The organism is Sphingomonas sp. (assembly GCF_051962185.1).
GTDB lineage: Bacteria > Pseudomonadota > Alphaproteobacteria > Sphingomonadales > Sphingomonadaceae > Sphingomonas.
In genome coordinates this window covers 1-8,882 of sequence record NZ_JBQCCN010000017.1, presented here as the reverse complement: position 1 = coordinate 8,882, position 8,882 = coordinate 1, and the positions used below count along the sequence as shown (strand labels likewise).

Below are 8,882 nucleotides of genomic sequence, written 5' to 3'. Positions count from 1 at the left end.
TCACGCGATGTGTAAGGAGCCGGCGCCATGTTGCTGTTCGGCAACGACAAACCAATCGCCTCGCCGACGCAGGCCATGGTGTTGGCGGTATATTGGCCGCCGCAGGCACCATGGCCTGGGCAGGCGACCTTTTCGAGTTCGTGAACCTCACTCAGCGGACAGGCGCCGGCAGCATATTTGCCGACGACCTCGAACACGTCGACCACAGTGACGTCACGATCGTGGAACCGACCGGGCAGGATCGACCCGCCATAGACGAAGATCGACGGCACGTTGAGGCGCAGCATCGCCATCATCATGCCCGGCAGCGACTTGTCGCACCCCGCGAAGCCCACCAGCGCGTCGTAGCAATGGCCGCGCACCGACAATTCGACCGAATCGGCGATCACCTCGCGGCTGACCAAAGAGGATTTCATTCCTTGATGGCCCATCGCGATGCCGTCGGTGACCGTGATCGTGTTGAAACGCCGCGGCATGCCGCCGCCCTGCTCCACGCCGCGACGGCAGGCGTCGGCCTGGGCGTCGAGCGTGGTGTTGCACGGGGCCGAATCGTTGCCGGCGGAAGCGACCGCGACGAACGGGCGTGCGATCTCCTCCTCGGTCAGGCCCATGGCGTAATAATAGCTGCGGTGGGGGGCACGCTCCGGACCGACCGAGACGTGGCGGCTGGGGAGTTTCGATTTGTCGAAGATATGGGTCATGGCGCGAACGCCTATGTCGCGACAAGGCCGATTCGCGCAAGACTATTACGCGTGCCGGTGTGGCGGGGAGCGGCCGAAGCCGCTCCCACGACCGATGACGTCCAGCGGGAGGCCGGAGACCATGCGCGGGCGCGGCGTGGAGACGGACCTGCGTAGCGATCGCTCAGCAAGTGGGGGGCCAGTTGAGGATTCCGGCGGCGGACGATGGTTAAGCGGCGCGCGGCGGTCCCGCCTTGGCACGCGAAACTGTCACGCGAGTGTCGATTCGAGACACCACCAATCGGGATGAGCGGCGGCGACCGTAACGCGCGCGACGGTTCGGGCGGCTTGGTCGGCGAACAATGCGAAGCAGGTGGCGCCAGAGCCTGACATGCGTGCGAAGATCACGCCCGGTTGCGCGGCGAGCAGGCCAACCACGTCACCGATGACCGGGGCCATAGCGCGCGCCGGGGCCTCCAGGTCGTTACGACTGTCAGTCGCGATCACCAGCCATTCCCTCATGCCGGGCTCGTCCCGGCATCCACCGTGCCGCAAACCCTCATCCTCCGGGATTTGCGGCGCGGCAGACCCCGGCACAGGGCCGGGGTGATGGTGGACGAGTGGCCCGCGATCGGTACCGTCCCAGCCGCGGAATACTGCCGCCGTTGAGATCGCGACTCCGGGATTGACCAGCAGGACGGGAATGTCGGTCAGCCCCGACACCGGCTCGAGCCGTTCCCCACGTCCGCCGCCGATCGCGCTTCGTCCCGGCAGGCAGGCCGGCACATCCGACCCCAGCTCGAGCGCGATATCCGCCAGCGTCGCCGGATCGATTCCCTTCAACCGTGCCAATCCACGCAATGTCGCCGCCGCATCGGCCGACCCGCCACCTATTCCCGACGCGACCGGCAAATGCTTGTCGAGCGTGATGGCGAGCGGCGGCAGCGGCCCGTGCGCCGCGGCAAAGGCATCGCGCGCCGCCAGCACCAGATTACCGCTTTCCCCTTCGAGCGCCGGCGCGAACGGCCCCGTCAGAGTGAAGCTATCCCGCTCGCTCTCCGCGATGGACACGGTGTCGCCGTCGCGCAGGAACGCGAACAATGTCTCGATCTCGTGATAGCCGTCGTCGCGCCGCGCGCGGACGTGGAGTGCGAGATTGATCTTGGCAGGCGCCGCCTCGACGATCGTCACGAGCGTGTCGCGGCGGGACCGTCGAGGATCTTGGCGTCGAGTCGCGCCGCAGCATCGGGTTTGGCCGCCACCCGCGCCGCGCGCCAGGCGTAGCGCGCCTCGTACCGCCTGCCGACCGCCCAATAGACGTCGCCCAGATGCTCGGCGATCTCGGCATCCGCGGGCGCTGCGACGCCGGCCGATTCGATCAGGGGCAAGGCGCGGCCGGTATCCCCGCTCCGGAAATAGGCCCAGCCCAGCGAATCGGCGATCGCCGGCTGGCCCGGCGCCAGGCTGTTGGCCTTTTCCAGCATCGTCACCGCGCGGGCGACATCGCCGCCATGCTCGACCAGCGAATAGCCGAAATAATTGAGGACGACCGCCTGATTGGGCCCCAGCGCCACCGCGCGTTCGAGCGCGGCCTGGGCGAGCGGCCAGCGCCCGGCCTTGTCATAGGCCGATCCGATCTGCAGCCAGATCGTCCAGCCGGCATCGGCGCCCAGCCGATCGCGCGATTTTTCGAACGCCGTCGCCGCGTCGAGCGGGTGGCCCGCGATCAGCAGCATATTGCCGTAATGCTCGGCACTCTCGGCATCGGCGCCGGGGGCATCGGCCAGCGCCTTGGCAGCGGCGATCGCCGCCGGCATGTCGGCCTTGGCACGCAGGACTTCGACCCGGATCGACCCGGCGAGCGTGTGGTAGCCGGAACCCGGTGGGATTTCGCCTAACACCGCGAGAGCGCGATAGTGCGCGCCTTGCCGCTCGAGCGCTGCTGCGAGCAACAGCCGCGCGCGGCCGTCCTGCGGATCGAGGATCAGCGCCGATTGCGCCAGCGTGATCGCGATCGGCGTCGTACCGGGGTCGGTCAGGTCGGCAGCGATCCGGGTAAAGAGTCGGGCGATGCCGATCGCCGGCGTCGCCTTCACCGGGCGGATCGCGCCGCGCACCGTCGCCACTTCGGGATCGGGCCCCCGCAGCAATTGGCCGGCGAGCGTATCCTGCCCCTGCCCCATCAGCAATTCGGCCGCGGCATAGCGCAGGTCGAGCCCGCCGCTGCCGCCGCGCAATTCGTCCTCCAGCGCCTTCGCGGCCACTGGAATGTCGTCGCGCGCGATCTCGATCAGAATGCGCTGCTCGAACATGACGTGGCGGATCGCGCCGCTCCGTTCGGTAGCCGCGAGCGCCGCGCCCGGATCGCCGCTCTGCCCGAGCGCGAGCCAGGCACGGATCACCGGCACGAAGAAGTCGAACGGCGTCTTGTCGAGCGCCGCCAGCGCCTTGTCGATGGCCTTGGGATCGCCGCTCTTCACCGCGTCGGCGAGCGGCAACAGCCTGGTGTCGGGCGGCGCATCCGGCCCCAGCGCCGCCGCCGCGCGTCGCGCGAGCGGCAGGTCGCCAGCCGCCATCGCCTGGCGGAAAGCGCGCCCGGCAACCACCGCATCGCCCGGCGCTCCCGCCAGCGCGATGCCATATTGCCGCGCCGCCGCACCGACATCGCCATCGGCGGCGGCGATGCGCGCGCGCCCGAACGCCCCGTAATCCTGGGCTTGCGCGCCCGCGGCAACGAGCGCCGCCGTGAGCGCCGTAAGCGCGACGACAGGCTTACATATTGGGATAATTCGGCCCTCCACCGCCCTCGGGCACCACCCAGACGATGTTCTGGGTCGGGTCCTTGATGTCGCAGGTCTTGCAGTGGACGCAATTCTGCGCGTTGATCACGAACTTTGGGTTACCCTCTTCCTGCCCGACGATTTCGTACACGCCCGCCGGGCAGTAACGCTGCGCCGGCTCGTCATACATCGGCAGGTCGTAATCGACCGGGATGTCGGGGTCCTTGAGCGTCAGATGGACCGGCTGGTCCTCCTCATGATTGGTGTTCGACAGGAACACCGAGGACAGGCGATCGAAGGTCAGCACGCCGTCGGGCTTGGGATAGTCGATCGGCTTGACCAGGTCCTTGCGCCACAGGGTCGTGTGATCGGCGTGGTGCTTCATCGTATAGGGCATGCGGATGCCCCAGCTTTCGAGCCACATGTTGATGCCCGACAGGATCGTGCCGAGGAACTCGCCATATTTCTCGACCAGCGGCAGGACGTTGCGGACGACCGACAGTTCCTTCTTCACCCAGCTCGCGTCATAGGCGTCGGGATAAGCGGTCAGTTCGTCGCCCTCGCGCCCGCCCTGGACGGCGTCGAACGCCGCTTCAGCCGCCATCATCCCCGACTTCATCGCGGTATGCGTGCCCTTGATCCGCGGCACGTTGAGGAAACCGGCGCTGTCGCCGATCAGCGCGGCCCCCGGCATCATCAGCTTGGGCACCGATTGATAGCCGCCGTCGCTGATTGCCCGCGCGCCATAGGACACGCGCTTGGCGCCCTTCAGGATCTCGGCGATCCGCGGATGCGTCTTCCAGCGCTGCAATTCCTGGAAGGGCGACAGATAAGGGTTCGAATAATTGAGCCAGGTGACGAAGCCGAGCGCGACCTGTCCATTGGCCTGGTGATAGAGGAACCCGCCGCCGTCCGATCCGCTCTCGCTGAGCGGCCAGCCCTGGGTGTGAATGACGCGGCCGGGCTCGTGCAACTCGGGATCGATATCCCACAGCTCCTTGATGCCCAGGCCATAGACCTGCGGCTCGCAATCGGCGCGCAGGTCGAAACGATCGACCAATTGGCGAGTCAGATGCCCACGCGCGCCTTCGGAGAACAACGTGTATTTGGCGTGGAGCTCGAGCCCTGGCTGATAATCGGGCTTGTGCTCGCCGTCGCGCGCGACCCCCATGTCGCCGGTGGCGACGCCCTTCACCTTTCCGTCGTCGCTGTAGAGGATCTCGGCCGCGGCAAAGCCCGGAAAGATCTCGACGCCCAGTTCCTCGGCCTGCCCCGCCAGCCAGCGGCACAGATTGCCCAGGCTGCCGGTGTAAGTTCCCTTGTTGTGCATGAAGCCCGGCGAGATGAATTCGGGCAGCTTGAAGCGCCGCTTCTTGGTCAGCACCCAATGCTGGTTGTCGGTGACCGGCGTTTCGGCCATCGGACAGCCTTTGTCGCGCCAATCGGGGATCAGCTCGTCGAGGCTGCGCGGATCCACCACCGCGCCCGACAGGATGTGGGCGCCGACTTCCGAGCCCTTTTCGAGCACGCAGACCGAAATCTCGCCGCCTTTTTCCGCCGCCAATTGCTTCAGGCGGATCGCCGCCGACAGGCCCGCCGGACCCGCGCCGACGATCACCACATCGTACGGCATCGACTCGCGTTCGCTCATCCCTTTTCCTCCCGTTGGGACTCTTTTGTGACCGGTCGTCGTGCGACGACAACGGTTTGTCGGGGAAGCGGTGCCCCTGAATTGACCCCGCGGTCAAGCTGGGACTCTATGCCGATCAGCTATGGGGGCTGACCTGAATCCTGATTGGCGGGCGAGTATCGCCAGTGCGCTCGAATGGTGGCGCGACGCGGGTGTCGACTGCGAGATCGACGAGAGCCCGCGCGACTGGCTGGCGCGCGCCGCTACGGCACCGGTGCTCGATCGCCTGCCGGCCCAGGTCCAGGAAGCGCCCGCCGGCCCCGCCAAACTGCCCGAAACGCTCGAGCAATTCGCTTTGTGGCGGCTCGGCGACGCCCCTCCGGAATCCGGCTGGCCCGGCCGCGCGCTGGGCACGCAAGGCGACGTCGCGAGCGGATTGATGATCGTGGTCGACATGCCCGATCGCGAGGACGATGCCGCCGGCCAATTGCTGTCGGGCAATGTCGGCGCGCTGTTCGACCGCATGCTCGCCGCGATCGGTCGCAATCGCCAGTCGATCTATCTGGCGGCGCTCGCGGTGAAGCGCCCGCCGGCCGGTCGCGTGACTGACGAGACCGGCCGCAAGCTCGAAGCTTTGATCCGCCATCATCTGTCGCTGGCGCGCCCGAAAAGGGTGCTCGCGCTGGGCAATGCGGCGAGCCGTGCCATCACGGGGATGGATGTCGCCCATGCCCGTGGAAGTTTACGCCCGATTAACCATGACGGCGGGACAAGTAACGTCGTGGCGAGCTTCCATCCGCGCTTCCTGCTGGAGAAGCCCGCCGCCAAGGCCGATGCCTGGAAGGACCTCAGATTGTTGATGGGGGGAGTTGAGTGAAAGTCGCGCGTTTTCTCGTAGCTTCGGCGCTGGCGCTTGCCCCGCTTCCGGCATTCGCGGGCGACGGCATGCCCGCTTCGGCGGTGATGACGCGCGGTATCCCCGCCCAGCTCGATGCCGATCAACGCACCGGCTACACCGCCGTGTTCAAGGCGATTCACGAAAAGCGCTGGGACGATGCCCAGATGCAGCTGACCGCGATGAAGCCCGGTCCGCTCCATTCGATCGCGCTCGCAGAACTCTACGTCGCCAAGGGGTCGCCCAAGGTCGAGAACGACCCGCTGCTCGCCGTGCTGACCGCGGCGCCCGAATTGCCCGAAGCGCCGACGATCGCGCGCATCCTCGCCGCGCGCGGCGTGACCGGCCCGACTCTTCCTTTCCAGCAGCGGCTGGTGTGGAACAACGGCGCCTCCACCCGCGGCCGCGCCAAGGCGACCAAATACGATCTCGCCGCCGCCGAGCTCGCGCTCAAGATGCAGCCGCTGATCAAGAATGACGATGGCCCGGCGGCGCAGGCTCTGCTGGAAGGCACCACCGACCTCACGCCCGACGCGATAATCGAGTGGCAGCAGCGCGTCGCCTGGATCTATTATCTGCAGGGCAACGACACCAACGCGCGGATGATGGCGGCCAAGGCGCGGCTCGGCACCGGCGATTGGGCGGTCCAGGGCGAATGGGTCGGCGGTCTCGCCGCCTGGCGCCAGGGCGATTGCACCGAGGCCTCCCGCGCCTTCGTCAACGTCGCGGCGCGCGCCAGCGACATCGAATTGCGGGCCGCAGGGCTCTATTGGGCGGCGCGCGCCGACATGAAGTGCGACCGGCCGCAACTGGTCGAGGCGCGGCTCAAGAACGCCGCGCAGCTCGACGAGACCTTCTACGGCATGCTCGCGCGCCAGCAGCTCGGCATCAAGGAAAAGCCGCCGGTTCCCGACGAGCTGATGCTCGCCGATTGGGACAAGCTGCAGAACCGCCCCAACGTCCGCGTCGCCGCGGCGCTGGTCGAGATCGGGGAAACCGACCTGGCCGACGACGTGCTCAAGCAGCAGGCCAAGATCGGTCCCAAGGATGAATATGCCTCTTTGGTCCGCCTGACCGAGACGCTCAACCTGCCAGAGACGGTGATGTGGCTGGGCAACAACTGCCCCGAAGGCACCAAGGCCCCGACGATCGCGCGCTTCCCCGCCCCGAAATGGGCGCCGGCGGGCGGCTGGACCGTCGACAAGGCGTTGATCTACGCCCATGCGCTCCAGGAATCGCGTTTCCGCAAGGACGTGATCAGCCCGGCCGGCGCGTACGGCCTGATGCAGATCATGCCCGCCGCGGCGGTCGATTATGCGCGCGAACGCGGCATTACGGTCGATCGCGGATCGCTGTCGCTGCCGTCGGTCAACATGGCGGTCGGCCAGCGCACGCTCGAGCGGCTGAGCACCCAGGGATTCACCGGCGGCTATCTGCCCAAGGTGATCGCCGCCTATAACGCCGGACCAGTGCCGGTGACCGAATGGAACGGCATCGTCCGGGACGGTGGCGATCCGCTGCTCTACATCGAGTCGATCCCTTATTGGGAAACGCGCGGCTACGTCACCACCGTGCTGCGCAACTACTGGATGTACGAAAGCAAGGAAGGTCGGCTGAAGTCGCCGAGCAAGGCGGCGCTGGCGCAGGACATGTGGCCCAAATTCCCCGGCCTGCCGGGTCCGAGCGCGATACGGCTGACTCCTCCCGCCAAGTGATCTAACTGCCCCCTTCGTCCCGCTGGTCGGGACGGTGAGTCTCAACGTGCGTCGACAAGCTCGGCACGAACGGGGTCGAATCGATGGCGATTGACGAAAGTCGAGAATTCTTGCCGGTCAGGATCGCGGTCCTGACCGTTTCCGATACGCGCGGCCCAGCCGAGGACACATCGGGCGATACGCTGGTCGAACGGCTCACCACCGCCGGTCATATCCTCGCCGCGCGCACGATCGAGCGCGACGACCTCGACATGATCGTCGAGCGACTGGCGATCTGGATCGACGATCCCGAGATCGACGTCGTCCTCACCACCGGCGGCACCGGCGTCACCGGCCGCGACGTCATGCCCGAGGCGGTCGAAGCGATCGCCGAGAAGATGATCCCGGGCTTCGGCGAACTGTTCCGCTGGCTGAGCTACCGGACGATCGGCACCTCGACGATCCAGTCGCGCGCCTGCGCCTGCGTCGCCGGCGGTACCTACATCTTCGCGCTGCCCGGTTCGACCGGCGCCGTGAAGGACGGCTGGGACCTGATCCTCAAGGACCAGCTCGACAGCCGCTTCCGGCCCTGCAATTTCGTCGAACTGATGCCGCGGCTGTTGGAGCGGTAAGCCCCCGCCACCCTTCTTTCGTCATCCCGACCTTGTGCCGGGATCCGCCGGGCGGCAGGCCTCACGGCCAGAGGCTCATGGGCATGACGCGTGTCACGGCGGATCCCGGGATAAGGTCGGGATGACGGATGGGGCGACGGATAGCGCAGCCTTACTCCCCGCCCGGTTGCATTGCAGCCAACTCATTCCCGTTAGGGTCGCGGAAGTGGAACCGCCGTCCGCCCGGGAACGCGAAGATCGGTTGGCTGATCGTCCCGCCCGCTTCCTTCACCGCCGCTTCCGTCCCCTCGAGATCGTCGACCTGGATCACCGCCAGCGGTGCCGCCGTCCAGTCGGCGCGATCGCCCTGCAGCCCGAGATCGGTTTCGCCGCTCATCGTCGCGGCATAGGTCGGGCCGAAATTGGTGAAATCCCAGCCGAACGCCGCCGAGAAGAACGCTTTGGTGCTCGCCACGTCCTGGACGGGCAATTCGACATAATTGAGCTTGGCCATCTCATCCCTCCATTGTTCTTGATATGTTCTACATCGCGGCGTAGATTGGGGCAATGGCAAAAGCCCGTCCGGTCCGCG

The 8,882-nt window shown here is 67.0% G+C and carries 8 protein-coding genes; 3 read left to right on the top strand and 5 right to left on the bottom strand.

What is annotated here, in order from left to right:
- The 4 genes from ACTHJR_RS01270 to ACTHJR_RS01255 form a co-directional block, all read right to left on the bottom strand.
- Nucleotides 1-701, bottom strand: a 701-nt coding sequence (locus ACTHJR_RS01270) for a dihydroxy-acid dehydratase domain-containing protein (RefSeq protein WP_440521234.1), incomplete at its 3' end; no start/stop codon positions are given.
- A 249-nt stretch (nucleotides 702-950) separates the two neighbouring features.
- Nucleotides 951-1,871: a 4-(cytidine 5'-diphospho)-2-C-methyl-D-erythritol kinase gene (locus ACTHJR_RS01265; protein WP_440521233.1), complete on the bottom strand. Its 921-nt coding sequence runs from the start codon at nucleotides 1,869-1,871 to the stop codon at nucleotides 951-953.
- Nucleotides 1,868-3,481: a tetratricopeptide repeat protein gene (locus ACTHJR_RS01260; RefSeq protein ID WP_440521231.1), complete on the bottom strand. Its 1,614-nt coding sequence runs from the start codon at nucleotides 3,479-3,481 to the stop codon at nucleotides 1,868-1,870. The genes ACTHJR_RS01265 and ACTHJR_RS01260 overlap by 4 nt, the downstream gene beginning before the upstream one ends.
- Entirely contained in the window at nucleotides 3,453-5,111 is a 1,659-nt protein-coding gene (locus tag ACTHJR_RS01255) for an electron transfer flavoprotein-ubiquinone oxidoreductase (protein WP_440521230.1), read from the bottom strand. The genes ACTHJR_RS01260 and ACTHJR_RS01255 overlap by 29 nt, the downstream gene beginning before the upstream one ends.
- Before the next feature lie 121 nt (nucleotides 5,112-5,232).
- Here ACTHJR_RS01255 and ACTHJR_RS01250 point away from each other — a divergent pair, with 121 nt between their 5' ends.
- From ACTHJR_RS01250 to moaB, 3 genes are all read left to right on the top strand, one after another.
- Nucleotides 5,233-5,967 (top strand): uracil-DNA glycosylase, encoded by a 735-nt coding sequence (locus ACTHJR_RS01250; RefSeq protein WP_440521229.1) that lies wholly within the window; start codon nucleotides 5,233-5,235, stop codon nucleotides 5,965-5,967.
- Entirely contained in the window at nucleotides 5,964-7,700 is a 1,737-nt protein-coding gene (locus ACTHJR_RS01245) for a lytic transglycosylase domain-containing protein (protein WP_440521228.1), read from the top strand. The genes ACTHJR_RS01250 and ACTHJR_RS01245 overlap by 4 nt, the downstream gene beginning before the upstream one ends.
- A gap of 83 nt (nucleotides 7,701-7,783) precedes the next feature.
- Entirely contained in the window at nucleotides 7,784-8,311 is a 528-nt protein-coding gene (gene moaB / locus ACTHJR_RS01240; protein ID WP_440521226.1) for a molybdenum cofactor biosynthesis protein B, read from the top strand.
- Between the two features lie 151 nt (nucleotides 8,312-8,462).
- On the opposite strand, the gene ACTHJR_RS01235 is transcribed toward moaB, so the two are convergent.
- Nucleotides 8,463-8,804: a VOC family protein gene (locus ACTHJR_RS01235; RefSeq protein WP_440521225.1), complete on the bottom strand. Its 342-nt coding sequence runs from the start codon at nucleotides 8,802-8,804 to the stop codon at nucleotides 8,463-8,465.
- Nucleotides 8,805-8,882 lie beyond the last annotated feature (78 nt).

Coding starts and splice junctions, on each gene's coding strand:
- moaB (WP_440521226.1), top strand. CDS start 7,784: ATGGCGATTGACGAAAGTCGAGAATTCTTGCCGGTCAGGATCGCGGTC.
- ACTHJR_RS01250 (WP_440521229.1), top strand. CDS start 5,233: ATGGGGGCTGACCTGAATCCTGATTGGCGGGCGAGTATCGCCAGTGCG.
- ACTHJR_RS01255 (WP_440521230.1), bottom strand. CDS start 5,111: ATGAGCGAACGCGAGTCGATGCCGTACGATGTGGTGATCGTCGGCGCG.
- ACTHJR_RS01235 (WP_440521225.1), bottom strand. CDS start 8,804: ATGGCCAAGCTCAATTATGTCGAATTGCCCGTCCAGGACGTGGCGAGC.